At 71.9% G+C, this 25,569-nt stretch carries 24 protein-coding genes; 7 read left to right on the top strand and 17 right to left on the bottom strand.

Going from position 1 to position 25,569, the window contains the following annotated elements; all coding sequences use genetic code 11:
- Window positions 1-2: 2 nt before the first annotated feature.
- Window positions 3-3,698 (bottom strand): patatin-like protein, encoded by a 3,696-nt coding sequence (locus FRAQA3DRAFT_RS22800; protein WP_009741408.1) that lies wholly within the window; start codon window positions 3,696-3,698, stop codon window positions 3-5.
- A 167-nt stretch (window positions 3,699-3,865) separates the two neighbouring features.
- On the opposite strand from FRAQA3DRAFT_RS22800, the gene FRAQA3DRAFT_RS22795 reads away from it, so the two are divergent.
- A complete protein-coding gene (locus tag FRAQA3DRAFT_RS22795; RefSeq protein WP_009741407.1) occupies window positions 3,866-5,701 on the top strand; it encodes an acyl-CoA dehydrogenase in 1,836 nt (611 codons plus the stop codon).
- A gap of 111 nt (window positions 5,702-5,812) precedes the next feature.
- Entirely contained in the window at window positions 5,813-6,205 is a 393-nt protein-coding gene (locus FRAQA3DRAFT_RS22790; protein ID WP_009741406.1) for a DUF6458 family protein, read from the top strand.
- 110 nt (window positions 6,206-6,315) lie between these two features.
- On the opposite strand, the gene FRAQA3DRAFT_RS22785 is transcribed toward FRAQA3DRAFT_RS22790, so the two are convergent.
- From FRAQA3DRAFT_RS22785 to FRAQA3DRAFT_RS22770, 4 genes are all read right to left on the bottom strand, one after another.
- Window positions 6,316-6,552 carry a hypothetical protein gene (locus FRAQA3DRAFT_RS22785; protein WP_009741405.1) on the bottom strand — a complete coding sequence of 79 codons (237 nt, stop codon included), beginning with the start codon at window positions 6,550-6,552 and terminating at the stop codon, window positions 6,316-6,318.
- A 120-nt stretch (window positions 6,553-6,672) separates the two neighbouring features.
- Window positions 6,673-8,121, bottom strand: coding sequence for a dihydrolipoamide acetyltransferase family protein (locus FRAQA3DRAFT_RS22780; RefSeq protein ID WP_009741404.1), 1,449 nt, complete (start codon window positions 8,119-8,121; stop codon window positions 6,673-6,675).
- Window positions 8,122-8,152: 31 nt separating this feature from the next.
- Complete coding sequence (locus FRAQA3DRAFT_RS22775; protein ID WP_009741403.1) at window positions 8,153-9,226, bottom strand: alpha-ketoacid dehydrogenase subunit beta; 1,074 nt, start codon at window positions 9,224-9,226, stop codon at window positions 8,153-8,155.
- The gene (locus FRAQA3DRAFT_RS22770) at window positions 9,223-10,533 is read right to left on the bottom strand and encodes a thiamine pyrophosphate-dependent dehydrogenase E1 component subunit alpha (protein WP_009741402.1); all 1,311 of its coding nucleotides are present in this window, start codon (window positions 10,531-10,533) and stop codon (window positions 9,223-9,225) included. The genes FRAQA3DRAFT_RS22775 and FRAQA3DRAFT_RS22770 overlap by 4 nt, the downstream gene beginning before the upstream one ends.
- 144 nt (window positions 10,534-10,677) lie before the next feature.
- Here FRAQA3DRAFT_RS22770 and FRAQA3DRAFT_RS22765 point away from each other — a divergent pair, with 144 nt between their 5' ends.
- Together FRAQA3DRAFT_RS22765 and FRAQA3DRAFT_RS22760 are read left to right on the top strand one after the other, a co-directional pair.
- Window positions 10,678-11,589: an LLM class F420-dependent oxidoreductase gene (locus FRAQA3DRAFT_RS22765; protein ID WP_009741401.1), complete on the top strand. Its 912-nt coding sequence runs from the start codon at window positions 10,678-10,680 to the stop codon at window positions 11,587-11,589.
- A 122-nt stretch (window positions 11,590-11,711) separates the two neighbouring features.
- Window positions 11,712-12,995 (top strand): CapA family protein, encoded by a 1,284-nt coding sequence (locus tag FRAQA3DRAFT_RS22760; protein ID WP_009741400.1) that lies wholly within the window; start codon window positions 11,712-11,714, stop codon window positions 12,993-12,995.
- Window positions 12,996-13,013: 18 nt separating this feature from the next.
- Here FRAQA3DRAFT_RS22760 and FRAQA3DRAFT_RS22755 read toward each other — a convergent pair whose 3' ends face one another.
- Window positions 13,014-13,409, bottom strand: a complete 396-nt coding sequence (locus FRAQA3DRAFT_RS22755; protein WP_035923349.1) for a Fur family transcriptional regulator — start codon at window positions 13,407-13,409, stop codon at window positions 13,014-13,016.
- Window positions 13,410-13,804: 395 nt separating this feature from the next.
- Here FRAQA3DRAFT_RS22755 and FRAQA3DRAFT_RS22750 point away from each other — a divergent pair, with 395 nt between their 5' ends.
- Together FRAQA3DRAFT_RS22750 and FRAQA3DRAFT_RS22745 are read left to right on the top strand one after the other, a co-directional pair.
- Window positions 13,805-14,206, top strand: a complete 402-nt coding sequence (locus FRAQA3DRAFT_RS22750) for an SCO5389 family protein (protein ID WP_009741398.1) — start codon at window positions 13,805-13,807, stop codon at window positions 14,204-14,206.
- Between the two features lie 88 nt (window positions 14,207-14,294).
- Window positions 14,295-14,921, top strand: coding sequence for a hypothetical protein (locus FRAQA3DRAFT_RS22745; protein WP_009741397.1), 627 nt, complete (start codon window positions 14,295-14,297; stop codon window positions 14,919-14,921).
- Here FRAQA3DRAFT_RS22745 and FRAQA3DRAFT_RS22740 read toward each other — a convergent pair.
- Genes FRAQA3DRAFT_RS22740 through FRAQA3DRAFT_RS22705 form a run of 8 tightly spaced genes read right to left on the bottom strand, consistent with a single transcriptional unit; the run spans window position 14,878 to window position 22,214 of the window.
- Complete coding sequence (locus FRAQA3DRAFT_RS22740; protein WP_009741396.1) at window positions 14,878-16,482, bottom strand: hypothetical protein; 1,605 nt, start codon at window positions 16,480-16,482, stop codon at window positions 14,878-14,880. The two genes, FRAQA3DRAFT_RS22745 and FRAQA3DRAFT_RS22740, sit on opposite strands and share 44 nt — an antisense overlap.
- Before the next feature lie 58 nt (window positions 16,483-16,540).
- On the bottom strand, window positions 16,541-17,755 hold the full coding sequence (locus tag FRAQA3DRAFT_RS22735) for a pyridoxal phosphate-dependent aminotransferase (RefSeq protein ID WP_009741395.1): 1,215 nt from the start codon (window positions 17,753-17,755) through the stop codon (window positions 16,541-16,543).
- A complete protein-coding gene (locus FRAQA3DRAFT_RS22730) occupies window positions 17,756-18,640 on the bottom strand; it encodes a metal ABC transporter permease (protein ID WP_009741394.1) in 885 nt (294 codons plus the stop codon).
- A complete protein-coding gene (locus FRAQA3DRAFT_RS22725; protein ID WP_009741393.1) occupies window positions 18,637-19,488 on the bottom strand; it encodes a metal ABC transporter permease in 852 nt (283 codons plus the stop codon). The genes FRAQA3DRAFT_RS22730 and FRAQA3DRAFT_RS22725 overlap by 4 nt, the downstream gene beginning before the upstream one ends.
- Window positions 19,485-20,243 (bottom strand): metal ABC transporter ATP-binding protein, encoded by a 759-nt coding sequence (locus FRAQA3DRAFT_RS22720; protein ID WP_009741392.1) that lies wholly within the window; start codon window positions 20,241-20,243, stop codon window positions 19,485-19,487. The genes FRAQA3DRAFT_RS22725 and FRAQA3DRAFT_RS22720 overlap by 4 nt, the downstream gene beginning before the upstream one ends.
- A gap of 43 nt (window positions 20,244-20,286) precedes the next feature.
- Complete coding sequence (locus FRAQA3DRAFT_RS22715) at window positions 20,287-20,832, bottom strand: OmpA family protein (protein ID WP_009741391.1); 546 nt, start codon at window positions 20,830-20,832, stop codon at window positions 20,287-20,289.
- Window positions 20,829-21,392 (bottom strand): hypothetical protein, encoded by a 564-nt coding sequence (locus tag FRAQA3DRAFT_RS22710; protein ID WP_009741390.1) that lies wholly within the window; start codon window positions 21,390-21,392, stop codon window positions 20,829-20,831. The genes FRAQA3DRAFT_RS22715 and FRAQA3DRAFT_RS22710 overlap by 4 nt, the downstream gene beginning before the upstream one ends.
- A 48-nt stretch (window positions 21,393-21,440) precedes the next feature.
- Complete coding sequence (locus FRAQA3DRAFT_RS22705) at window positions 21,441-22,214, bottom strand: DUF2470 domain-containing protein (RefSeq protein WP_035921351.1); 774 nt, start codon at window positions 22,212-22,214, stop codon at window positions 21,441-21,443.
- 211 nt (window positions 22,215-22,425) lie between these two features.
- Here FRAQA3DRAFT_RS22705 and FRAQA3DRAFT_RS22700 point away from each other — a divergent pair, with 211 nt between their 5' ends.
- A complete protein-coding gene (locus FRAQA3DRAFT_RS22700) occupies window positions 22,426-22,761 on the top strand; it encodes a type II toxin-antitoxin system VapB family antitoxin (protein WP_009741388.1) in 336 nt (111 codons plus the stop codon).
- Here FRAQA3DRAFT_RS22700 and FRAQA3DRAFT_RS22695 read toward each other — a convergent pair.
- The 3 genes from FRAQA3DRAFT_RS22695 to FRAQA3DRAFT_RS22685 all read right to left on the bottom strand — a co-directional run bounded on the left by FRAQA3DRAFT_RS22695 (window position 22,740) and on the right by FRAQA3DRAFT_RS22685 (window position 25,525).
- Window positions 22,740-23,096, bottom strand: a complete 357-nt coding sequence (locus FRAQA3DRAFT_RS22695; protein ID WP_009741387.1) for a hypothetical protein — start codon at window positions 23,094-23,096, stop codon at window positions 22,740-22,742. The genes FRAQA3DRAFT_RS22700 and FRAQA3DRAFT_RS22695 overlap by 22 nt on opposite strands.
- A 138-nt stretch (window positions 23,097-23,234) precedes the next feature.
- Window positions 23,235-24,587 (bottom strand): HNH endonuclease signature motif containing protein, encoded by a 1,353-nt coding sequence (locus tag FRAQA3DRAFT_RS22690; protein WP_009741386.1) that lies wholly within the window; start codon window positions 24,585-24,587, stop codon window positions 23,235-23,237.
- Window positions 24,588-24,880: 293 nt separating this feature from the next.
- Complete coding sequence (locus tag FRAQA3DRAFT_RS22685) at window positions 24,881-25,525, bottom strand: response regulator transcription factor (RefSeq protein ID WP_009741385.1); 645 nt, start codon at window positions 25,523-25,525, stop codon at window positions 24,881-24,883.
- Window positions 25,526-25,569: the final 44 nt, after the last annotated feature.

Here is a 25,569-nt window from a genome sequence, read left to right as displayed (position 1 = left end):
GCTCAGCCCCGGCGGCGGGCTCGGCGGGTGGTGAGGGCCTCGGCGAGCGACCAGGCACCGGGCAGCACGAGCGCGCCGAACACGGTCGCCCACGCCCAGGGATGGTCGGCGAGGTAGGGCACGGCGTCGTCGCCCAGCCAGTCGAACAGCCAGTCGTGCAGTACCGGGAACACCCCGGCCGCCGCGATCACCGCGATCAGGCCGGCGGCCAGCACGGCCAGCCCGCCGGGCACCCGTCGCCAGCTGGTCAGGCCGGTCACCAGCAGCCCGAGCAGGGCCACGAGGATGCCGAGCCCACCCACCACCCCGGAGCTGAGCAGTCCACCGGCCACCCCCAGGACCACCAGCGCCGCCCCCAGGCCGATCACCACCCGCCGCCGGCCGTGGGACACGTCCCGGACCAGCTCGTAGGCCAGCCGCGTCGCCGTGCGCACCACGAACGCCGCCGGCCGCGCGGGCCGCGGCAGGATCCGCATCGAGGCCACCCAGGCGGTGACCACGGCGACGATCTGGGCCAGCGCGGTGACGAGGATCGGGCCCTGCGCCGGATCGGTGATGCGTTCCGCCGGGACGAGGCAGGCCCGCAGCACGTCGTCCACGGCCCGTGGCGCCAGCATCCCCGGCGCCACCGGCACCCCGCTGAGACCCGGCGGCTGCGGCGGGCCGGGCGGCCGCGCTGGGCCGGGTGGCTCGTCCGTGGCCGCCGGTGCCCCCGCGGCCCGCTGCGATGCCGCGACCCGGGTGGCCGCGGCCGCTGCCAGCGAGATCACCTCCGCCCCGGCGGAGGCGCCGGTCGGCGGGGTGGCGTTGAGTGGCGGGGTGGCGTTGAGTGGCGGGGTGGCGTCGGGCGGCGGGACGGTGGGCGGCGGGGCGCTGGGTGGCTCGGGGGCGAGGGCGCGGTCGACGGCGGCGAGGAAGTCGGTGGTGGGGCGCGGATCGAGGCCGGAGTCGTTGTCCTGACGGACGGCCCGGGCGAGGCCGACGAGTTCCTTGGCGGCGATGTCCCGCTGGATGCCGGCCGCCACCCAGGTGGCCGTGACCGGCAGGCTCGGCGGCACCGGCGCGTCCGAATCGGTGAGGAAGGCGAGTTCGTCGAGTGCCTCCCGCGGGGCGGGGGTGCCCGCGACCTCGGCGAGGTCGTCGACGAGCGCGACCAGCCAGCCCCGTCGGGCCAGCGCCGCGGTACCGGCGACCCGACCCGCGGCGGTCGCGCCGCCTGGGCCGGCCGGGGGACCGGTAGGGACGGCGAGGTCCCGCCGCAGCACCAGCCGGCGCGGGTCGAGCAGGATGCGCACGAGCCAGCCGGCACCGTCGAGCCGCCCCCACATCCAGTCGTTGGCCCGCCAGGAGGACTTCGCGAAGGCGCCGAAGTTGCCCAGTTGCAGGCCCGTGACCTTGTCTTCGGCCCGGCGGCGGGCGGGGTCGAGGGCGGTGGGGAGGTCGGCGCTGATCTGGACGAGCTCGACCGGCTGGTCGAGCACGCCCCCGGTCGTGGCGCGTTCGACCAGGTGCAGGTCGAGCAGGGCGATCAGGGCGTCCGCACCGGCCGTCGGCAGGTAGTGGACGAAGTCGGTGAGCGTGCGGGCGGCGAGGGCCCGGCGCTGCCCGACGCTGAGCCCCGCCGGCCGGATGCCGGGCCCGGCGGGGGGCGGTGTGGGCGGGGTCCAGCGGCGGACGAGGGCGGCGATCTCACCGCGCAGCTCCCCGACGACTGCAGGGAGGGACGCCCAACCGGACCCCGGCTGCGCCGGACTCGCCGGACCCGCTGCCCCCGCCGGATCGGCGCGCAGCCACCGGCGGGTCGCCTCCCCGAGGACGTCGAGCAGCGGGGCCCCGGGCATCGCGGCGAGGGTCTCGCTGACCGTCGTGAACACACCCGGCCGCGGCGACGAGGTGTAGAGCGATGCCGGCCCGCGCGCGCCGGCGGTTCCCGACCCGGCTGCGCACCCGCGTCCGGACCCGGATCCGGGCGACTGGGGCGGGCCGCCGGTTGCGGCCAGGGCGGCGTCGTGCACGGCGGCGGCGAGCCGGGCGAGGCGGGCCCGTTCGACCGGCTCGGGGCACAGCACGTATCCCTCGTTGATCATTGAGATGAGGATTCCCCGGACGCCGTCGAGGGCGGGCTGGCCGAGTCGCCACAGCTCGTCGAGGTCCCCGACGCCCGGCAGCCGGCCGGGCAACGTCTCCAGGACGGCGGCGACGGCGGCGTTGGTCATCCGGGCGCGGCCCGCCGCGTCGGTGCGCACCGCGTCGGCGTCCGGCGGGTGGGGCAGGTCCGAGCGGTCGGTGAGCACGCGCAGCAGCGCCTCGATGACCGGCGCCGCGACCTGTTCGGCCAGCCCGCGTCGGTAGGCGTCGTAGACGCTGTCGTCGGCCAGTCGGGCCGTGCCCGCCGGGGCGAGGCGCAGCAGACGCCGCCGGCCAGCCCGGGCACCGCGGACGGCGCCGTTGTGCTCGCGCAGCGCGGCGAGGTCCGTGCCGATCGACTGGTTCAGCGCAGCGCCGAGCGCCCCGAACAGGGTGCTGCTCACCGGTGGCGGTGGCAATGGCGGCGGTGGCGGTGGCGTGTCGGCTGCCCGCCCCGGCTCGCGCCGTGCTCCGCGCAACGGCCGTGCTCCGCGCAACAGTCGGGTCCCGCGCGTCCGGCTTGAGCCGGGGGACTGGCTTGAGCCGGGGGGCTGAGGTGTTCCGGGGGGCTGGGATGTCCCTGAGGGCTGGGATGTTCCTGAGGGCTGGGATGTTCCTGAGGGCTGGGATGTTCCTGAGGGCTGGGATGTTCCTGGGGGCTGCGCGTCGAGCGCCGACAGGGTCGGTCGGGGGGAGGGCACGACGTAGGTGAGCACTCGGCGAACCTGGCGTTCGGCGGGGCGGTCGAAGATGGCCGCCAGCGCCGGCCCGATCGGCCGGTTGACGAGGATCCCGCCGTCGGAGGCGTGGAAGGAACGGGCGGCGTTGACGTAACGCGCCATGTCCGGATGGGCGTCGTCGAGGGCGTGACCGACCGGCACGTAGGCCGGCTCGAACGCGCCCGGGAACGCGGAGCTGGCCCGGGCGGAGAGGGCCAGGCGGGGAATCGCCGCGGGATCGGTGAGGTCCGGCGTGCCGAACACGAACAGGCCGCGGTAGTCGACGTCGTACATCGTGCCGCCGAGGGAGTCGGTGTGTTCGGCGACCTCTCCCCGCAGGATCGTCGTCGTGACGAACACCGAGGTCGGGCGGGCGGTGGCGGATCCGTCCGGCGCGGTCGTCCCGGCCACGGCGCCGAGGGCGGTGTGCAGGGCGGGCAGCACGGCGGCGTCCCCCCGCAGCAGCGAGGGGTACGCCTTCTCGTCCGGGGTGCGCAGGAGCGTGTCGAGCGAGCCCAGCGACAGCCAGAGCTCGCGCAGCGGGGCGAGGTCGCCGTGACGGGCGTTCGCGAAGCCGAGCATGGTCGCGTTGATCCCGCCGGCGGACGCCCCGGCGAGCACGTCCACGCTGAGCTCGACGTCGAGAATGGCCGCGAGCCGCGCGTATCGGGCGGCGACCGCGGCGTCGGCATCGTCGGCGCGGGTGCGCCCGGGGCTGGTGGCCAGGTTGATCTCGGTGGCGACCCCGCCCATCCACACGGCGAGGCTGGCACCGCCGGTCATGACGACCGCAAGCCGCACTTCCTGGGTCGCCTCGTCACGCATGGTGGCAAGGGTAGACGTGCCGGACATCGCCCGATCCGTACTCGTCGCGGTCGGTGCCGGTCGGCGAGTTTTCCTACTGCGCCGCCCCACTTGTCAACGGGTTACTCATGGGTAGCATGGGAACACCGTACTCACGAGTAGCAAGCCGGTCCCGGCCGTGCGCGCCGCCCGGCGCTCCCGGAAAGGAGCCGTTCATGGGCCACTACCGGAGCAACCTGCGCGATCTCGAGTTCAACCTGTTCGAGGTGTTCGGAGTCGACCGCACGCTCGGTGTCGCTCCGTTCGAGGAGATGGATGCCGAGACCGCGCACGAGGTGCTCGCCGAGCTGGAGCACCTGGCCGCCGGCCCCGTCGCGGAGTCGTTCGCCGACGCCGACCGCAACCCGCCGACGCTCGACCCGGCCACCGGCTCGGTCACCCTGCCCGAGTCCTTCAAGCGCTCCTACCAGGCAGTCCAGGACGGCGAGTGGTGGCGGCTGTTCGTCCCGACGGACCTCGGCGGGCTCGGCGCCTCGCCGACCGTCGCCTGGGCCGCCGCCGAGCTGCTGCTCGGGGCGAACCCGGCCGTGTTCATGTACATGGCCGGCCCGACCTTCGCGGCGATCCTGCATCGGCTGGGCAACGAGTGGCAGCGCACGCTCGCCAGCTTCGCCATCGAGCGGCACTGGGGCGCGACGATGGTGCTCACCGAGCCCGACGCCGGCTCCGACGTCGGCGCCGGGCGGACCCGGGCGGTCGAGCAGCCCGACGGGACCTGGCACATCGAGGGCGTGAAGCGGTTCATCACCAGCGGCGACTGGGATGTTCCGGAGAACATCTTCCACCTCGTGCTGGCCCGGCCGGAGGGGCACGCGGCGGGCACCAAGGGCCTGTCGATGTTCGTCGTGCCGAAGTTCATGCCGGATCCGGCGACCGGAGCGCCCGGGGAGCGCAACGGCGTGTACGTCACCAACATCGAGAAGAAGATGGGCCTGAAGGTCTCCGCGACCTGTGAGCTGCGTTTCGGTGAGCGGACCCCGGCGGTCGGCTGGCTGGTCGGCGACGTGCACGAGGGCATCGCGCAGATGTTCCAGGTCATCGAGTACGCCCGGATGATGGTCGGCACGAAGGCCATCGCCACCCTGTCCTCCGGCTACCTCAACGCGCTCGACTTCGCCCGTACCCGGGTGCAGGGCGCCGACCTCACCCGGTCCACCGACAAGTCCGCGCCCCGGGTAGCGATCATCAACCATCCCGACGTCCGCCGGATGCTCATGCTGCAGAAGGCGTACGCCGAGGGCATGCGTTCGCTGGTGCTGTACACCGCGACGTTCCAGGACCGGGTGGCGCAGGCGGCGGCGCGCGGCGAGACCGACGAGCTCGCGATCCGGATCAACGACCTGCTGCTGCCGATCGTCAAGGGGGTCGGCTCCGAACGGTCCTACGAGCTGCTCTCGACCTCGTTGCAGGTCCTCGGCGGTTCCGGCTACCTACAGGACTATCCGATCGAGCAGTACGTCCGGGACGCCAAGATCGATACCCTCTACGAGGGCACCACGTCGATCCAGGGCCAGGACCTGTTCTTCCGGAAGATCGTCCGGGATCGCGGGCAGGCACTGACCGCCGTGCTGGGGGAGATCCAGACCTTCGTGAAGGCGGAGACCGGCAACGGCGCGCTGCAGTACGAGCGGGAGGCGCTGGGGGCCGCGCTGGACGACGTCCAGGCGATGGTGGGTTCGATGGTCGGCTACCTCACCAACGCCGCCGAGGACGCCCGGCAGGTCTACAAGGTCGGCCTGAACTCCACCCGCCTGCTGCTCAGTCTCGGCGACGTTCTCGTCGGCTGGCTGCTGTTGCGGGGCGCGGAGGCGGCGGTGCGTGCCCTCGACGAGTCGGCCACCGGCCCCGGCCGGGACACGGCCTTCTACCAGGGCAAGGTGGCCGCGGGCCGCTGGTTTGCGGCGAACGTGCTGCCCGAGCTGAAGGCGCGCCGGGCCGTGGTCGAGTCGACCGGGCTCGGGCTCATGGAGCTCTCGGAGGAGGCGTTCTGACCCCGATGATCCACACGGGTTGCCACGGATCGCGGGAGGCCTCGCGCGGTCCGTGGCAATTGCCGTCCCGGCGGGGTTGTATTGGGCGGATCCGAGGGTAGATGGGCGGGCATGGGAATCCCGTTGAGCCTCACCTTCTTCGCCCTCGGCGCCATCCTCGCCTTCGCCGTCCGCTCCGATCCCTCCGGGCTCGACCTCGACATGGTGGGCCTCATCATGATGCTGGTCAGCGCCATCGGTCTCGGCATCACGCTGTACCAGAACCAGTGGCGCCGGAAGATCGTCGAGGAGTCCGTGGAGAGTGGCGTGCCCACTCCCATCTCGATGGACGACACGGTCCTCGTCGACCCCGTCACTCCCTACGAGGCGCCGCGTCGGCGTGAGCCGGACCTCACACCCGAGGAGGACCGCAAGCTGAACTCCTCGCGCCACCCGGAGACGGACCCCGAGCCGCAGCCGGTCGTGCACGTCGGCAACGAGGAGCGTCCCGCGTCGCGGCGGTGAGCTCTGATCTCCTACCGGTCCGTCCGTCCGCCGCCTGGCCCGGTTCCCCAACGGCCCGTGATCCGGGCTCGGGAGACCGGTCCGGGCGGCTTGTTCGTCCGGGGTCGGCGTCAGGACGTGCGCAGCGGCGGGAAGGCCTGGTCCAGTTCGTTGCGCATGTCCCGCTTCAGCAGGTCGTCGGTGTCCGAGGAGGACTGCCCCTCCAGGAGGAACCGGGCCACCCGGAGGGTGAGGTCTACCCGTTCGGCCAGGTTCAGCGTGCCGGTGAACCGGCCGCTGGAGTTGGCGGAGGTCAGAACCTTGGCGACGAACTCGTCCGCGGCCTGAAGTGCCTCCACTCGCGTCATGGTTCCACCTCTTTGTGCCGGAAGCCGGTCAGAGGCGCAACCGTACCAGGGGGCCGACTGTGCGCCGTTGTGCGCCCCTCTCGCGTGCTTTGTGGCGAGCTGGTGGATCCGATGAGTCGATCACGACCAGGCGAGGGCGAGCGTGGGATCCGTCAGCACTGCGCCCACGTCCGCGAGCACCGCGGCACCCAGTTCCCCGTCCACGATGCGGTGATCGAAGGACAGGGCGAGCTGCACCACCGTACGCACCGTGAGCTGACCGTCATGTACCCAGGGCGTCGGACGGATCGAACCCAGAGCAAGTATGGCGGCCTCGGGCGGGTTCAGGATCGGCGTTCCGACGTCGACGCCGAGCACCCCCACGTTGGTGATGGTGATGGTCCCGCCGCGAAGATTCGCCGGGTCGAGCCGGTCCGCCCGGGCCGACCCGGTGAGCCCCGCCAGCGCCCGCGCGAGGCCGACGAGATCGAGCCGGCCCGCGTCGGGGATGTTCGGCACGACGAGCCCGCGCGGCCCCGCCACGGCGATGCCCAGGTTCACCCGGTCGAGAACCTGGATCTCCGCCCGGCCCGCGCCACCGTCCTCGATCCAACGAGAATTGATCATCGGATGCCGGCGCGCGGCGACGAGCAGGGCCTTGGCGACGAAAAGCAGCGGTGTGACCTTGATGTCGGCGAATTCGGGCAGCGCCGCCACACGGTCGCGTGCGGCCATGGTGGCGGTCACGTCGACGCTGAGGAACTCGGTGACGTGCGGCGCGGCGGCGACGCTCGCGACCATGGCCTGCGCCATCGACCGCCGCACCCCGGTGACGGGCACGTGCCAGGCCCCGGTCGCGGGGGAGAAGGCCGCGTCGGCCGGGACCGCGCCGACCCGCCGGGGGCCGGGCGGCGCCGCGTCCGGCGCGGTTGGCTGCGCCGCCGGGGTCGCGGCGGGCATCGCCCGGGCGGCGGTGCGCACGGCGGCCTGGACGTCGTCCCGGCTGATCGTGCCGTCCGGGCCGGTGCCGGCGATCCCGGCGAGATCCACGCCGAGGTCGCGAGCCAGCTTACGGACGGGCGGCTTGGCGAGCACCGCGCCGCCCGCCCGCCCCGGTCCGTTCCCGCGGGCGGGCCCCGGGGCGGGCGGGCGGCGGGGACTGCGTCGACGCGGCTGGCCCTGGCGCGGCCCGTAGCCGACGAGTACCGGCGTGCGCTCACCGCCGCCGCCACCGCCGTCGCGGGAGGCCGGCAGCCGGCGGTTGCCCGCCGGGCCGTCGCCGGGCCCGGGGGCGGCCGTTGGCAGGGCCGGGGCCGCGTCCGCGGGCTCACCGTCCGGCTGCCCGGCGTCGGCCGTCCGGATCGTCAGCAGCGGGGCGCCCACGGCCAGGGCGCTGCCCTCTTCGCCATGGATCTCGACCAGGACCCCGGCGAACGGGCTTGGGATCTCGACCACCGCCTTGGCGGTCTCCACCTCCACGAGCGGCTGGTTCACCGTGACGGAGTCGCCGACCTGGACGAGCCATCGGACGATGTCCGCGTCGGTCAGACCCTCGCCCAGGTCAGGGAGCCGGAACTGTCGCTGCGTCACGGGGAACCCCAGTTCGGATAGCGCGGGCGGGTCAGTAGCCGAAGGACCGGTCCACCGCGTCGAGGATGCGGTCGACGTCGGGCAGGTAATGGTCCTCCAGGCGGGCGGGAGGGTAGGGGGTGTCGAACCCGGTGACCCGCAGCACCGGCGCCTCCAGCGAGTAGAACGCCTGCTCGGTGACGCGCGCGGCGACCTCGGCGGAGACCGAGACGTTCGACGGCGCCTCGTGCACCACGACCAGCCGCCCGGTCCGCCGCACGGACGCGAGCACCGGTTCGAGGTCGAGGGGGGACAACGAGCGCAGGTCGACGACCTCCAACGACCGGCCCTCGTCGGCCGCGCTGACCTCGGCGGCGTCCAGGCAGGTCCGCACCGTCGGGCCGTAGCCGACCAGGGTCGCGTCGGTGCCCGCGCGCACCACCGCGCTGCTGTGCAGGCCGGTGGTCGCGTCCGCGGCCAGTTCGCCCAGCGGCCGGGGGTCCACCACCGCCTTCTCCCAGTACCGCCGCTTCGGCTCCAGGAAGATGACCGGGTCGTCGGAGCGGATCGCCTGCTGGATCATCTGGTGGGCGTCGACCGGGTTCGAGCAGGCGACGACCTTCAGCCCCGCGGTGTGGCAGAAATACGCCTCCGGGGACTCGCTGTGGTGTTCGACGGCGCCGATGCCGCCGCCGAACGGAATGCGGATCGTCACCGGCAGCCGGATCCGTCCGGCGGAGCGGTAGTGCAGCTTCGCGAGCTGGCTGACGATCTGGTCGAACGCGGGGTAGACGAAGCCGTCGAACTGGATCTCGCAGACCGGCCGGTAGCCGCGCATGGCCAGCCCGATCGCGGTCCCGACGATCGCCGACTCGGCCAGCGGGGTGTCGATGACGCGGGCCTCGCCGAACTCCTTCTGCAGGCCGTCGGTCACTCGGAACACGCCGCCGAGGGTGCCGACGTCCTCGCCCATCACGACGACCTTGGGGTCGGCCGCCATCGCCGAGCGCAGGCCCAGGTTCAACGCCTTCGCGAGGGTGATCGGCGCGGGGCTGGCCGGCTCGCCGGTCCGCTCACCACCGACGCCGGCGTGCTGCTCGCCGGCGATGACGGCTCCGCTGGTCACCACGTCTCCCCGGGTATGCGCGTCTCGCCCGTCACGAGTCCACCCTTCATGTCGAGCCCATCCCTCACGTCGAGTCGATCTTCCAGACCGAGCCGGTTCTCCGTCCCACCGTCGCCCGTATCGAGCGTCGCCGCGAACGCCGAGCGCTGCGCCGCCACGAGCCCATTCTCGGCGACCTGCACGTGGTCGAACAGGCTGATCGGATCCGGATCGAGCATCGCCGTACAGCGGGCGCGCAGCTCGTGGGCGAAGGTGTCGGCCTCAAGAGCCAGATGTCGGTCACGCTCCTCACCCAACAAGTCGCGGGCCGTAAGGTGGGCGCGCATCCGGTCCAGCGGATCGCGTCGGCCCCACACCTCGAGCTCGGCCGGTGACCGGTAGCGGGTGGGGTCATCGGCCGTCGTGTGCGCGCCCATCCGGTAGGTCACCGCCTCGACGAGCACCGGCCCGCGGCCGGCCCGCGCGGTCGCCAGCGCCCACCGGGTCACGGCGAGGCACGCCAGCACGTCGTTGCCGTCGACGCGCACGCTGGGGAAGCCGAAGCCGGTCGCCCGGTGGAAGATCTCGGTCCGGCTCTGCCGGCGGGCCGGCTCCGAGATGGCCCACTGGTTGTTCTGGCAGAAGAACACCACCGGGGCGGCGAACACGCTCGCCCAGCCGAACGCCTCGTTGACGTCCCCCTCGCTGGACGCGCCGTCCCCGAAGTAGACGATCGCGGCGCCGGGGGAGCGGTCCCGGGTCATCCCCATCGCGTAGCCGGTGGCGTGCAGCGTCTGCGAACCGACGACGATCGAGTAGAGGGCGAAGCCGTGCGTGGCCGGATCCCAGCCGCCGAGGTTGACGCCGCGGAAGATGGCCAGGACCGCCGCCGGGTCGACGCCGCGGCACCAGGCCACCCCGTGCTCGCGGTAGGACGGGAACGCCATGTCGTCGCGCCCGAGCGCCCGGCCGGACCCGACCTGCGCAGCCTCCTGGCCGCGCAGGCTCGCCCACAACCCGAGCTCGCCCTGCCGCTGCAGGCTGGTCGCCTCCTCGTCCATGCGTCGGACCAGCACCATGTCCCGGTACAGGCCGAACAGCTCGTCGTCGGTGAGGTCGGCGACGTACGCGGGCAGTTCGATGTCGACGGCGGTGAGCTCCCCGCCCGGCGGGCCGGCGTCCGGGCCGGCCGCCGGCGGCGCATTCCCGGCCGCGGGCGGCGTGTCCGCCGGCGGGTCGGGCGTGGCCGCGGGCGCCGCGTCCGGTTCGGGCGTCCTGGCCCGGGACGCGACGGTGATCCGCTGACCGGCCGGAGTGAGTAGCTGCATGAGCTCCGTCACACTCGGCAACGATAGACCTTGGACGGAGGCCGGCAACCCGATCTGCCGGTCCGCCGCGCCGGGTGGTCACGCCTATCGGCTCGGTGCCGGGCCCCGGGTCGGTACGGTGTCGCGGTGACGAGTGCCCAGGACGTGTCCCGCCCGCCGGCCCGCCGCGACATCGGGAAGGTCGGCGTCTGGAGCGGGCAGTTCGACTTCTCCCCGGCCGGCGTCGTGCGGGAGGCCATCGCCGAGCTCGACGAACTCGGCTACCCGACGCTGTGGACCGGTGAGGTCAAGGGCCGGGAGGTCCTGGTCACCGCGAGCCTCGCCCTCGCGGCCACCTCGCGGATCACGATCGCGACCGGGATCGCGCAGATCCTCGCCCGCAACCCGCTGACGATGACCGCCGCGCAGCTCGCCCTCGCGGAGGCGTTCCCCAGCCGCTTCCTGCTCGGGCTGGGCGTCTCCCACGCCGAGCTGATGCACATCCGGGGCGCCCCTTACACCCGGCCGCTGGCGCAGATGGCGGCCTACCTCGACGAGATGGACCGGATGGCCGCCGAGCAGTACCGGGCGGTGGCACCGGCCGAACTGCCGCCCCGGGTCCTCGCCGCGCTCGGGCCGAAGATGCTGGGCCTCGCCCGCGATCGCGCCGACGGCGCGCACACCTACTTCGTCCCGCCCGAGCACACCGCGGTGGCCCGGGAGATCCTCGGCCCGGACAAGCTGCTCGTCCCCGAGCAGGCGTTCGTCCTGCACAACGAGCCCGAGCAGGCCCGGGAGCTGGCACGCCGGCACACCGGGTCCTACCTGCGGCTGCCGAACTACACGTCCAACCTGCGCCGGTTCGGGTTCGACGACGACGACCTCGCGGGCGCGGGTTCCGACCGCCTGGTCGACACGATCGTCCCCTGGGGCGACCCGGACGTCCTGCTCGGCCGGGTCAAGGAGCATCTCGACGCCGGGGCCGACCAGGTCGCCGTGCAGGTCCTGGACTTCGACCGCCGCGGGCTGCCCCGCCGGCAGTGGCGCGAGCTGGCGCCGGCGCTGTCGGCCCTGTGACGGCTGTCGCCCTGTGACGTCTGTCGGCCTGTGACGTCTGTCGGCCCTGTGACGTCCGCTGGCCCGGCGCTGTCCGGTCGGCGAGGCTTGCCGGACGGGGTCGTCGGACGGAGGAACGCGGCATGGGCGGGGGCGGGGGGTTCGCGCGGCGGTTGACCGGACGGCGGTTGACCGGGCGGCGGTTGACCGGGCGGCGGTTGACCGGACGGCGGTTGACCGGGGGGCGGTCGGGGGCCGCGGGGTTGGCCCTCGGCACGGCCGGAGTCCTGCTGGTCGGGCTCGTCGCCTGCTCGATGCCGTACGGCGACGACGCGGATCCGACCCCAGCGCCCACCGGCGCGACCGCCGCGGCGGCCCGCCCCGGTGGGACTGGCTCCACGCCCGCCCCGGGCGCGGCTGGAACGGCCGGTGGCGCCGGTGCGGCGGATGGGACCAGCCCGGTCGGGAACGGTCCGCGGCGGCCGACGGGGCAGCCGGTCACGATCGCGTTCGGCGGTGACATCCACTTCGCCGGGGCGCCCGGCCAGCGCCTCGCGGCCGATCCCGCCACAGCGATCGGGCCGATCTCGGCGACCCTGTCCGCGGCGGACCTCGCGGTCGCGAACCTGGAGACCGCGGTGACCGACGGCGGCACCCCGGCGCCGAAGGAGTTCACCTTCCGTGCCCCGGCCACCGCGTTCGAGGCGGTGCGCGCGGCCGGTATCGACGTCGTGACCATGGCAAACAACCACGGCATGGACTACGGCCTGACCGGGCTGCAGGACTCGCTGCGCCACGCCCGCGAGGCCCACTACCCGGTCATCGGTATCGGCGAGGACGACACCAGCGCCTTCGCCCCGTACACGACGACGGTGAAGGGGCAGCGCATCGCCGTCATCGGCGCGACCCAGGTCCTCGACGACGAGCTCATCCCCGCCTGGACGGCCGGGCCGCACAAGCCCGGCCTGGCCTCGGCGAAGGAGGTCGACAAGCTGGTCGCCGCCGTGCGGGGCGCACGGTCGCGGGCGGACACCGTCATCGTCTTCCTGCACTGGGGGGTCGAACAGCAGCAGTGCCCCAGCGACGCGCAGCGTTCCCTGGTCCCCCGGCTCGCCGCGGCCGGGGCGGACGTCGTCGTCGGCAGCCACGCCCACGTCCTGCTCGGGGCGGGCTGGACCGACGACGGCGTCTACGTCGACTACGGCCTGGGGAACTTCGTCTTCTACTCCTCCGGTGCCGGCCGCAACACCGAGTCGGGGGTGCTGCGGCTGACCGTGGCCGGCCGGGCGGTCACCGACGCCACCTGGGTGCCCGCCCGGATCGTGGGTGGCGCGCCGCGACCGCTGGGCGGTGCCGCCGGCAGCCAGGCGCTTGCCGGCTGGAACGCTCTGCGTGGCTGCACCGGCCTGGCGGCCACCGCCCCGTGATGGTTCAGCCGTGATGGTTCAGGAGGCGGCCGGCGCCGCCGCGCAGTCGGCGCACGTGCCGTAGATCTCCACGGTGTGCTCGACGTCGACGAAGCCCTCGGCGTCGGCGACCGCTGCGGTCCAGGCCTCGATCTCCGGGCCGGCGATCTCCACGGTCCGCCCGCAGACCCGGCAGACCAGATGGTGGTGGTGTGCCTCGGTGGCGCAGCGCCGGTAGACGGTTTCGCCGTCGTCGCGACGGATCATATCGACCTCGCCCCGGTCCACCAGTACCTGCAGATGGCGGTACACGGTGGTCAGCCCGACCGCGGCGCCCTGCGCGCGCAGCAGGGCGTGCAGGTCCTGGGCACTGGTGAAGGCGTCGGTCTTGGCGAGGGCGGCGCACACCGCGTCACCCTGCCGGGTGGCGCGCACCGTCGTGCCGCGGCCGGGTGCGCCGCGGGCCGCCGCACCGCCGCGGCCGGCCGCAGGGGTGGCAGGGGCGGCGGCGCCGGGGTCCGGCCACGGGGACGGGTCCACGTCGGCCGATCTGGTCTCGTTCTCCGCGATGCTCACCGACACTCCCTTCGCCACGTCCGCGCTGTGGTCCGAGACGCCACAGAGGTCCGAGATGCCATCGACCTGGCCGGGCCGCGGCATTTTCGCAGCTCGGGATGCTTCACAGTCTCATTTTCTCACCTTCGCGCGCTGTCAGGGCCGTCCGGCGGCCCAGGATGGCACTCCGATGGCAACGTTATTGACAATGGATTCCATTTCCGGAAGGGTGGATCACGGCGAGGACAGACTCGCCACGACCCCTGGAGGTTCCGATGTCACTCACGGTTACCCCGCAGCTCGTCGAGGCGGCCCGTGTCGGCGAGCTGACCGACGAGGCGTTCCTGGACTGTGTCCGCACCTCGCTGCCGTTCGCCTACGAGCTGGTCGAGCGGCTCGCGGCCGAGCTCGCGCCGGCCCGCGCCGCAGGATCGGACTTCGCCGCCTTCGACGGCACGCCGCCCACCGACGCCGAGGGCGGCCAGTTGCTGCGGGCGATGGCCAGCACCTCCATCCGCTCGGCGCTGGAGCGGCATTTCGGCGTGGCCCTCGTGTTCCAGAACTGCCACCGCGTCGGAATGTTCGGCCTCGACGCGGTCGGGGGGGAGCAGTACCGGCAGTTCGTCTCCCGCGAGGCGCAGGTCCTCAACCAGAAGCCCGAGCTCGTCAACTGCTGAGCGCCCCCGCCGCCGACCGGCCACCCCCCACGGCATAACCTTTGCGCCGTGTAGGGGGTCGGGGCCGGACGGGTGGAGGAGGAGCGGCATGGCGCGGCGGGGCGGCCGGCCGGGTTGGCTGCGCGAGCCGGACCCGTTGCAGAACCCGATCGGCAGCCGGCTTGCCATCCTCGGCGCGATCGCGCTGGTCATCGGCGGCGGCGCGGCCACGCTGACCGGGGGTGAGCAGCCGGCATCCGGTCTGCCCGCCGGCGGCGCGCACGCGAGCACCCCCGCCCCCACCCCGACGGCCACCATGCCGGCCGTCCCGGTGTCCAGCGTGAACGACGCCGCGGAGCTGGCGTCCTGGTACCACGGCAGCGAGGGGCTACGGATACGGGTGGCCGCGGACGTGGCCGCCGTCCGTTCCCACCTCGCCGCGCAGAACGGCGCCGCCCTGAAACCCGCGTGCGCCGCCCTCGGTACCGACAGCGCGGCGGCGATCACCGCTCCGGTGCCGCCCACCCCCGGCGCGCGGGCTCGTTACGACGCAGGAGGTCGCGACTACGCCGCGGCGGCGGCCTCCTGCGCCCAGCTGTTCGACGGCACCCGCATCGAGGTCGGCGTCCTGCAGCAGCGCATCGCCACCTCGCTGACGGACGCAGACCGGGAGTGGTCGGCGCTGGCGGCGATCATCGGCCAGCCGATGGCGACCGCGGGCCCCTCGACTCCGTGACCGCGCAGCGGTCCAGCTCATGCAGCGTCCCGGTCAGCGGGAACGAGTGGATGCCGCGGTTGCACCACCCGCCGCGGCGCAGGATGGCGAGCTCCGCGGCCGTGCCCCGGCGGTCGTAGGCGAGAACGAACAGCAGAACCCGCCGCGGGGGGTGCTGGCGGGCTCGCACGGCCCGCTCCGCGCCGCCGCGACCGATGGCGTTCAGGAAGGTCGTCTCCGAGCGTGGCACCCGTGCGCCGGGCTGCTCCGGGCCGTCGTCGCTGAGCTCCATCCCGTACAGCCAGCCCGCCCGGGCAAGGCGACCACCGACGATGACGGCATCACCCGGGCGGTACTCGCCGCGCACGACCTGGGTTGCGTCCACCATGCCCTCGATCGGGCGCACCTCGTGGCGTTCCCGCCACATGGTGCCGATCCCGGCGGCCGCGCAGACCGGCGTCGCCGCCAGCCCCGCCAGGCAGAGCACGCTGGCCGCCCTGATCACACCCGCGCCACCGCCGCGGTGCCGGCGGGCCGCCGTGGCCAGCTCGCCCGCGCCGACCGCCGCGACGATGGTCAGCAGCGGGACCAGGAACAGGTTCGGCCGGCACGCCCCGAAGGGCCAGTAACGTCCGCCGCTCGCCGCGAGCTGGAGGAGCTCGGCGCCGACGAGGCTCCACAGCAGGGTCGCACCGTCCGCCCGGCGGCGCAGCGCCCGGGCGCCCGCGAGCACGGCGACGGCCGTCGCCGTGCCCACGAGGGCCGTCGCGAGGCGGTGGCCCTCGATCAGGGAGTGCACCAGGTTGGGGTCGTAGCGGTCGATCCCGGGTGGCGCGCCGCCGAGGATCGCGCGCGCCTGGTCGGCGGTGAAGCGTAGCCCGCCGAGAACGCCGCGGCCGGCGAGGAACTGGTCGTCCCAGAAGTGGCTCGCGCGCTGGCTGGACTGGTGGGAGACGAACAGCAGCGCATGCCCGCCGGCCAGCAGCAGCGCCGGCGCGGCGCGCCAGCTGGTCCGGCGGTCGCGGACGAGGTCACCCACGGCCAGCGGCACCAGCAGGAACACGGCGGGCAGCGAGAACAGGGCCAGGGCGCCGGCGGCAGTCCGGTTCCGCAGCGGCGCGCCGGGCGCTGTCCACAGGGCGAACACCGCGAGGGAGACGACCGCCTCGAGGACGTACGGCTTGAGCTGGGTGCCGGAGTCGACGACCGTGCCGCTCAGCGCCACCGCGACCGCGCCGCCCGCGGCCGGGACGACGCCGGTGAAGCGCCGCGCGGACAGGAAGGTCGCCACGGCCAGCACCGGCAGCCAGATGCCGGCCATGACGGTCCGCAGCGCCCAGGCATGCCAGCCGAAAACGTCGCCGGTCACCCGGGTCAGCGCGATCGATCCCAGCGACGACGGCGCGTTCGCCGACCTGAGCTCCGACCAGAACGCCGACCACGGCTCGCCCGCGAAGTGCGGGCGCCACAGCTCGTCGTACCAGAACGGCCGCCCGATCCGGGAGTGCAGCGCGATCTCCACCCCGATGGTGGCGACGGCGAGCAGGATCGCGACCTGGAGGTCGCGGCGCGATTTGTCCACAGGTTGTCCACAGGCTGCGGCCTTCCTGTGGACAACCTCGTCGATGGTGTCGATAGGACTAGTTCTGCTTGTACCGGGCCAGGAACCGGTCGATCCGCCCGACCGCGTCGGTGAGATCGTCCACCGAGGGCAGGGTCACGATCCGGACATGGTCGGGATGCGGCCAGTTGAAGCCGGTGCCCTGGACGAGAAGGATCTTCTCGGCGGCCAGCAGGTCGAAGACGAACCGCTCGTCGTCCTCGATCGGGTAGACCTCGGGGTCGAGCCTCGGAAACGCGTACAGCGCACCCCGCGGCGGCACGCAGGACACGCCCGGGATGTCGTTGAGCAGCTTGACGACCGTGTCCCGCTGTTCCCGCAGCCGGCCGCCGGGCAGGACGAGATCGCCCGCGCCGCCGTCCTCGGCGAGCGCGGCGAGCGTGGCGAACTGCCCGGGCACGTTCGCACACAGCCGCATGTTCGCGAGGATGTTCAGCCCCTCGATGTAGGAGGAGGCGTGACCACGCGGACCAGACAGCACCATCCACCCGGAGCGGAACCCGGCCAGCCGGTACGCCTTCGACAGCCCGTTGAAGGTCATGCAGACCAGGTCCGGGGCGAGCGACGCGGTCGCCACGTGCTCGGCGTCGTCGTAGAGGATCCGGTCGTAGATCTCGTCGGACAGCAGCATCAGATGGTGGCGCCGCGCCACCTCGATGATGTCCTCCAGCACCTGCCGGTCGTAGACGGCGCCGGTGGGGTTGTTCGGGTTGATGATGACGATCGCCCTGGTCCGCGGGGTGACCTTGCGGGAGATGTCCGCCACGTCGGGCGCCCAGCCGGCGGTCTCGTCGCAGAGATAGTGCACCGGCCGCCCGCCGCAGAGGCTCACCACGGCCGTCCACAGTGGGTAGTCGGGCGCCGGAAGCAGCACCTCGTCGCCGTTGTTGAGCAGTGCCTGCAACGACATCATGATCATCTCGGAGACGCCGTTGCCCAGGTACACGCTGTCGGACGTGATCCCGGTGATGCCCTTGCGGTTGTGGTAGCCCACGACCGCCTCGCGCGCGGCGCGCAGGCCCTTGGAGTCGCTGTACCCCTGTGCGTCCGCAAGGTTTGCCACGACGGCCTCAAGTACCTCCGGTGGTGCGGAGAAGCCGAACGGCGCCGGGTTGCCGATGTTCAGCTTGAGGATGCGCGCGCCCGCGGCTTCCAGCCGGGTCGCTTCGTCGAGGACAGGCCCACGGACGTCGTAACAGACGTCGGCGAGCTTGTCGGACTGGGTGAACTCCATCTACCCAGAGTAGGTGGGGCGTCCAGTGGATTTCCGGCGGGCCGCGGCCGCGACGCCCGGTTCACCCCACGGGAGTGACCGCAACACCAGCGAGACCACGAAGAACGCGGCGACGGAGAGGACGATCGCACCGCCGGCCGCGACGTTCCACTGCTCGCTGACAGCGAGCCCGATCACCCCCGAGGCGACGCCGATGACGATGGCCGCGGCGGTCATCGTGGACGTCCGCGAGCACCAGAGCCGGGCGGTCGCCGCCGGGCCGACGATCAGAGCGACCGCCATGATCGTGCCGACGGCGGGCAGGGAAGTCACCACCGTCGCCTCGAGTGCCAGCAGCAGGACGAGATCGAGCCGGCGGGCCGGATAGCCCGCGGCGGCGAGGGCGTCCGGGTCGAAGGCGGCGAGGAACAGCTCCTTGCGCAGCGCCACCAGCACCCCCAGCACGACCACCGCCGTCACCGCGCTGACGACGAGGTCACTCGGCTGGACGGTGAGGACCGAGCCGACCAGGAAGGCGGTGAGATCCCGGCTGAAGCCGTCCTGCGTCGACATCAGCGCCATCCCCAGCGCGAAGCCGCCGGAGAGCACCACGGCGGTGACGCTGGTGGTCTCCCGCCCGTGTTCCGCGCCGCGTGGGCCGGTCAGCACCGCCACGACAGCCACGAGGAGCACGCCGAACAGCCCCGCGCCGAGGACGAGGCCCAGGCCGAGCAGCGTCGCGATGACCACTCCGGGGAAGGTCGCGTGGGTCAGCGCCATGGTCAGGAAGCTCAGGCGACGCAGCACGACATGGACGCCGACCGCGCCGCAGAGCACCCCGACGATCACGACCTCCAGCAGCGCGCGTCGCACGTACCCGTCGCCGAGCGAGGAGAACAGCGTCATCGCCGTACCAGCCGTCGGGCGGCCTGGCCGAGCGTCACCAGGGCGTAGAAGGCGACGAGGACGAGCACGATGGTGGCCCCGGCGGCGAGCCGGACATCATGACCGACCGACGCCTCGTAGCTGGTGGCGAGTCCCAGCCAGGCACCGACCATGCCGACGAGCACCGCCAGGGCGACGATGACGCCGAGCCGCTCGGACAGCAGCCGCGCCGCCGCGGCCGGCACGACGAGCATGGCGATCACGAGTACGGTCCCGACAGCCTGGACCGAGGCGACCACGACCAGCGCGATCAGCATGTTGCTGACCAGGTCGAGCGCGGTGATCCGGTAGCCCGCCGCCCGGGCCCACTCCGGGTCGAAGGCCCGCAGCAGCAGCTCCTTGCCCAGCCCGAGCAGGACCAGGCCGGCAAGAACGGTCACCACGGCGGTGACCACGATGTCCGCCGTGTCGATGGTCAGCACGTGCCCGAACAGGAAGGCCGTGAGATCGGCGGTGTACGAACGCTGCCGGGAGACGAGGATCACCCCCACCGCGAAGAAGGCCGTCAGCAGCACGGCCAGGGTCGCGTCCTCGTTCACTCGCCGGGTCGCCGCGATCGCCGTGAACAGGGCGGCCGCGGCCACCGCGCAGACGAGCGCGCCCGGCACGATGCCGGACCGGCCCGAGACCAGGAACCCGACGACGACCCCGGGAAAGACGGTGTGGGTGATGGCATCGGTCAGGAACGCCAGCCGCCGCAGCAGCACGTACACCCCGACCGCGCCGCAGAGTGCACCGAGGAGCAGTGCCTCGACGAGAGCTCGCGTCATATACGGCCGGTCGAACGGCGTCACCAAAAAATCGATCATGAACGGGCGACGATCAGTCCGCGATCGCCCAGTTCCAGTGCGGCCCCGCCGTAGGCGGCCCGCAGCAGGTCGGGCGTGAGCACGTCGCCGGGCGGGCCGAAGCCGAACTGGTGCCGGTTGAGCAGACAGATCCCGTCGCAGGTCAGCTGCGCCAGGCCCAGGTCATGGGTGGACACGACGACCGCGGCGCCGCCCGCGGCGAGATTCCTGATCGTGGCCAGCAGCGCCTCCTGGGAGACCGCGTCGACCCCGTTGAAGGGCTCGTCAAGCAGCAGCGCCTCCGGCTGCGCCGCGATCGCCCGCGCGAGCAGCACCCGTTGCCGCTGCCCACCGGACAGCGTGCCGAACCGGTCCGCCGCCCGGTGCGCGAGGCCCACCGCCGCCAGTGCCTCGGCTGCCGCATCCCGGTCGGCCCGCCCGGGTGGCCGCAGCCATCCGATCCGCCGGTAGCGGCCCATCAGGACGACCTGCGTTACGGAGACCGGGAAGTCCGGGTCGAGCGTGTCCGCCTGCGGCACGTACGCGATCTGCCGGCGTGCCTGCGCGGGTGACCGGCCGAGGACGGTGATCGATCCCGACGCGACGGGCACCAGGCCGAGCAACGCCTTGATGAGGGTCGACTTGCCGGCGCCGTTCGGCCCGACGAGCGCGACGATCTCGCCCTTGCGCACCGTGCCGTGGACCTGCTCCAGCGCGGGCACCCGCCCGTAGGCGATGCTCGCCTGGTCGAAGACGATCGCGGCGGGTTGTGACATGGCCTAATTGGAAACGATTTTCGATGCCGATGTCAAATTGAACTCACTGGTCGCCGTAGGTGATTGTCACCCGGCGGTTGAGCGCCCGACCGGCCGGGTTGTCCGAACCATCGGGCCGGGTGTTGCGACCGATCGGATCGGCGGACCCGTGCCCCCTGGCGGAGACGAGCACCCCGTCCGGTGCCGCGGGACGCAGGAGATCGGCGACGGCACTGGCGCGCCGCTGGGACAGGATCGTGTTGTAGGCCGGCGTGCCGAAGCTGTCGGTGTACCCATCCACCCGGACCGGCGCGGTGGACCCCGCGAGCCGGCCGGCCACGTCGGCGATCTGGCCGCGCGCGACCGCGGTGAGCTCGGGCGAGTCGAAGGCGAACAGCACGTCCGCATTGAGGGTGAGCGTGGTCTCGGCGCCGCGATGTTCCTCGGTGCGGAGCTCGACGACGCTGCTGTCGAGGTCGATCGGGCGGACCGCGTCGTCGGTCCGCAGCTCGTGCACCGCGGTGCGCAGCTCGTCGTCCGGCACGGGGGCCGCGGCGACGACCGTCAGCACGGCGGCCAACGCCAACGTCGCTCGGGCCGCGCCACTCACGAGGCGATCTCCACCTCGTCGAAGATGATCTGATCGTCCAGATAGACGTCGATCTTCTTGACCTCGGCCGGCGGCGCAGCGAACGTGAAGGTCGCGTTCAGCGGACTGTCGTTGACGGTGCGGATCACGGCCGGGTTCGGACCGAGCGGCTCGTTGCGGCTGTCGCGCACGACCAGGTAGCGGCGCAGGTTCTCGGTGTCGACCAGGCTCACGCTGCCACCCCGACCACCCGCCATGTCCAGCAGCGAGATGCCGCCGGGACGATCCGTGCGCAAGTGCGGCGTGAAGGTCAGCCGCAGGACGGCGAGCCTGCCGCTGGTGCGCAGATCGACGAGCCCGATCTCGACTGGGCCGTTCTCTCCGGCGGTGAGCCGGGTGGTGCGGGTGACCACCGGGGTCTCGCTCTTCGGCGAGGCGGGACTCGCCGGCCGCGTGGACCCGGCGGCCGACCCGGGCGCGTCAGTGCCGTCCGATCCACCGGAACAGGAGGCGGTGGTCAGCGCCGCGAGCGTGACGAGGGCCGTGACTGCCAGACTCAGGCGGTGGCGCGATCGCGGCATCTGAGCCTCCGGGCGTGGGGCAGAGACGTCCGGAGCTGATTATGGTCGTCATTCCGAGGTGTTGGTCGACTGGTCGAGCAATCGGCGCAGTTCGCGGCCGAGTGAGCGAGGCTCGATGAGCGGCTGTCGGAATGTGACCCGGACCTGCTCGGCCCCGGCAGCGTCGACCCGCCACAGATCAATGCCGTACCGATCCAGGCCGCTGACCTGGACGCCGGCGACGTCGCCGGCGATTGCCGTCGGCAAAGCGTGTCGGGCGAGTTGGCGCATCTGATCCGCATGTCCCACGTTGAGATGCTCGATGAGCTCTGGCGCGTAGGCGCTGATCAGGTCCGGCTCGGCGAATGCGTAGGCGGCCAGGTCGATGCGCCGACCCACAGTGGAGGTGGGCCACCGGCGTGGGCGGCAGTCCTCGTCCGTGGTGGGTAGGCAGAGCACTACATCGTCGACCGAGACCGCCAGCACGGAAAGGCCATCGGTGACGCCGTCCTCGGTGCTGACCGTGCGGCCCAGATCGGCGAGCCGGCGCAGGATCTGTTCCGTGGTACCCGCCACCACCCGCAGAGGACCGGCCAGGATCAGACGCTCGCCAAAGTGCCCTGGCACCTCGACCCAGCTCCGCCTCCCGATCCTGGCGGCTTTGGCCACCCGGCCGTCGGTGCTGGCCATGAGTACCGGCTCACCTCCGTCGTCGATCATTCCCACCCACCCTCGTGCCTGCTCACAGGGAAGAGTCAGTAGCGCTGTGCGGCCACCGGCGAGGACGGTCCTCGCTCGTCGAGCCATCGTGATCATGTCGTGCTCGTGGGCTGGCGACGTCACCGTGGCCTCCTCTTTTTCAGGTAAGCCTTACTTAAGTCAGGCCTGTGGTGGAGGTCAAGGGATAGCCGGCCCGATGTGGGGATCCGCCACACGGCCGTGGTCCTGGTGTCCGCGCGGTTCCCGCTCCGGGCCGACCGGGGTCTTATAGACGGGGCGAGGATTCTAGGCTGTCGTAGTCGACGGATGTCTCGCCCTCGAGGAGGAGGTGCCGGTGATCTTCAAGTTGGTCGGAGACGGTCGCCCGTACCCCGAGCACGGCCTTGGCCAGCGGGACTGGGCGGCCATTCCCCCTCGCCAGGTCCGGCTCGATCAGCTCGTCACGACGAAGCGGGTGCTTGCGCTTGATGTGCTGCTCGATGAGGACTCGACCTTCTACGGAGACCTCTTCCCGCATGTGATCGAATGGGGAGGAGCTCTCTACCTCGAGGATGGCCTGCATCGGGCGGTCCGCGCGGCGTTGCAGCAGCGCACCTCGATACATGCCCGGGTCTACGTGCTCACCGGACCCGCGTTGAGTGACTCCGCTCAGTCCTCGGTAGCGCGGTAGGTCACGTAGACGTCCTTCCCGACCTTGGCGAACAGATACTGCGGGCAGGCCGAGGACGGACGGTAGGCGGTGATCGGCCGGAAGACCGGTGACCGCATCACCGCCTTGAGGTTCCCTCCAGCGGTCCTCCTGGCTTGACTGCCTGTGACATCTGGTGCGTCGGCCCGCTCGTACCATCCCCCGCAGTAGCGGATGTCGTGCGGTCGCGACGTCCAGGCCGGGGTGTGGAAGAACCACAGGAGGTAGGCCGTCCGCATCATCAGGACGAGCAAAAGGATGATCAACAAAGATCGGAGGAAGTTCCCAGCTCGTCCGGACGCGAGGATGGGGCTCACAAGACCGGGAGCCTACGGGCATCGCCTCCCGTAGCCAGGCAACCGACCTCGTGTCACACCAGACCGGGTCACCAGGCGGGACGTCTGGTCGGGACCGACGTGAGCCGCTCGACCGAGACTCGGGCCGCGCAGAGGTGCTCACGCCGCTTGTCCGGCCGAGGATTCGTGGCCTGGCCCGCGGGGTGCGGCGGAGCGGAAGAAGCGCAGCGGGTCGGGATCGCTCCTTATCGGTGGCGCCTCCTGGGTGACTGTTCCATCCGGATGAAAGACCAGGAGCTCCCCGGTCGGCCTCCGCTCGAGGGTCAGGCCTCCGTCGTGAATCAGCCGGTGGTGGAGCGAACAGATCAGAACCAGATTTGCGGGATCCGTCGTCCCGCCGTCGGCACCCCATTCCTGCATGTGATGGATGTGAAGCCACTGAGTGCGCCGGCAACCAGGATACTGGCAGACGCCCTTGTCTCGCGCATAGATGGCCCTCCGCAGCTTGATGGAGGGGCTCCGTCGGGTGCGACCGAGCGCGAGTGGGCTTCCCTGCGAATCGGTCAGAAAAGCGCGGAGAAGACTGTCACAGGACAGTCGGCGAACGACACTAGGCGCGAGCGTGGCACCGCCCTCGATCTCGCATTTCCGACCGCTCTGCCGCTCTTTGTCTACCTTCCGGACGTTGTTGTTCCGACCACTTTCGATCCCGCCGATCAAAGTAGCGACATCGACATGCACGTTGACGGTGTAGGGAGTCGGATCCGTCAGTTCCGGCGCGCCGCGGGCAAGGAAAGATTCCGCGACTCCGGCCAACGCATCAGCCCGTACGGACGGCGATGCCTTCTTCTCGTGGTCGTCGTCCGCAGGATCAGATGTGATTGCTCCGTCATCGCGTGGACCGGTCGACTGGTCGAGGCTTGACACGGCCATCGCGAGGGCCTTGGCAACCACCGCGCCACGTTCCGGATCGAGATGAGCGGTCAGGGAAAAAGTGCCGTCCTCGTTCCAGCGCCAGGAACAGCGCACGGAATCCTTCCTGCCACCGTTCTTCTCGCGGTCGTTCTCGCCGTCCGACTTGATCTTCGATTGAAGCGAGACAAGTCGTTCGAGCTCCCGGGTGGAGCATCGCACTGCCTCGCGAGCCCACTCGGTCTCCGTGTCCGGCGCGGCGATGCGAGTGATGGCTCGCACCTTGGAGTATGAGATCTCGCCGCGGGCGAAGGTCGCAGTGATCTGCGGAAGTGTCTGGAGTGCGCGGGCGACGCGCAGGTACTCATAGCTCGCCCGCAGGCCGATCCCGCAGCGCCAGGCCAACCAGTGCGCGCAGGTCGGCAACCCGGTCGAGGACCAGCCCTTCCGGCGGTCGAAGGCGGCGATCAGACTGAGCCAGCGGCAGGTCGCGGCCGAGATCCGACCAGCCCAGCTGCAGACTTCCACCTCCAGGTCAGGGAGGGGGACAACGTTCAAATCATCATCGAACACGTGTTCGATGATGCGGCATGTCGGCATCCTCGTCAAGTCCTGCGTGCCGACGCTTCCCTCTCCAAGTATGCCGTCCGGCATTGCGTTCCGCCGCCGTAGTTCCTCTTGCGGTTTTGGCTGCCAATGCCAACCTCTTCTCTGCTCCGAGGTGCGGACCGCGTTGCTACGATCGCTGTAGCGTCGGCCGATCCGGGTGGACGAAATTCCGTTGTCGACGGGTCCGCTTGGGGAGGCTGGCGCTGCTTGACGGGGGCGCGCCGGAGATGCAAAATCGACCGCACGTTCGAAGTGTGGAGGTGGTGAGATGCCGAACGAGCTCTTTAGTTCCGCAGGTAGGCGAGGACCGCCAGGACGCGACGGTGGTCCTTGGTGGTCGGCTCCAGGCCGAGCTTCGAGAAGACATTTGATATATGTTTCTCGACGGCGCCGCTGCTCACGACCAGATGCGCGGCGATCGCGGTGTTCGAGCGGCCTTCCGCCATGAGGGTGAGGACCTCTCGTTCCCGAGGAGTCAACGCGGACATGGGATCGTTGCGACGATTTCGGACGAGAAGCTGCGCCACCACTTCGGGATCCATGACGGTGCCGCCTGCGGCGACCCGACGCACTGCGTCAACAAACTCGCGCACGTCGGCGACGCGGTCCTTCAACAGGTAGCCGACGGCGCCGGCGCCGTCGGCGAGAAGTTCTGCCGCGTACTGTTTCTCGACGTACTGGCTGAGGACGAGGACCGGTGAGCCCGTGACCTCAGAGCGAGCCCTGATTGCGGCTCGCAGCCCTTCGTCGCGGTGGGACGGAGGCATCCGAACGTCCACGACGGAGACGTCGGGCTGGTGCGTCACCACCGCATCGACCAGGCCGGGTCCGTCTCCGACTGTAGCGACAACCTCGCAACCAGCGTCGGCGAGAAGGCGGCGCAGACCCTCACGGAGCAGTACCGAATCCTCGGCGATGACCACCCGCACGATGCATCAGCCCTTCTTCGGGTTCAGGGGCTCCGGCGTCGGAG

Source organism: Frankia sp. QA3 (assembly GCF_000262465.1).
Classification (GTDB): domain Bacteria; phylum Actinomycetota; class Actinomycetes; order Frankiales; family Frankiaceae; genus Frankia.
Note: the sequence above shows the minus strand (reverse complement) of the source record. Positions and strands in the feature narration are given on the sequence as shown.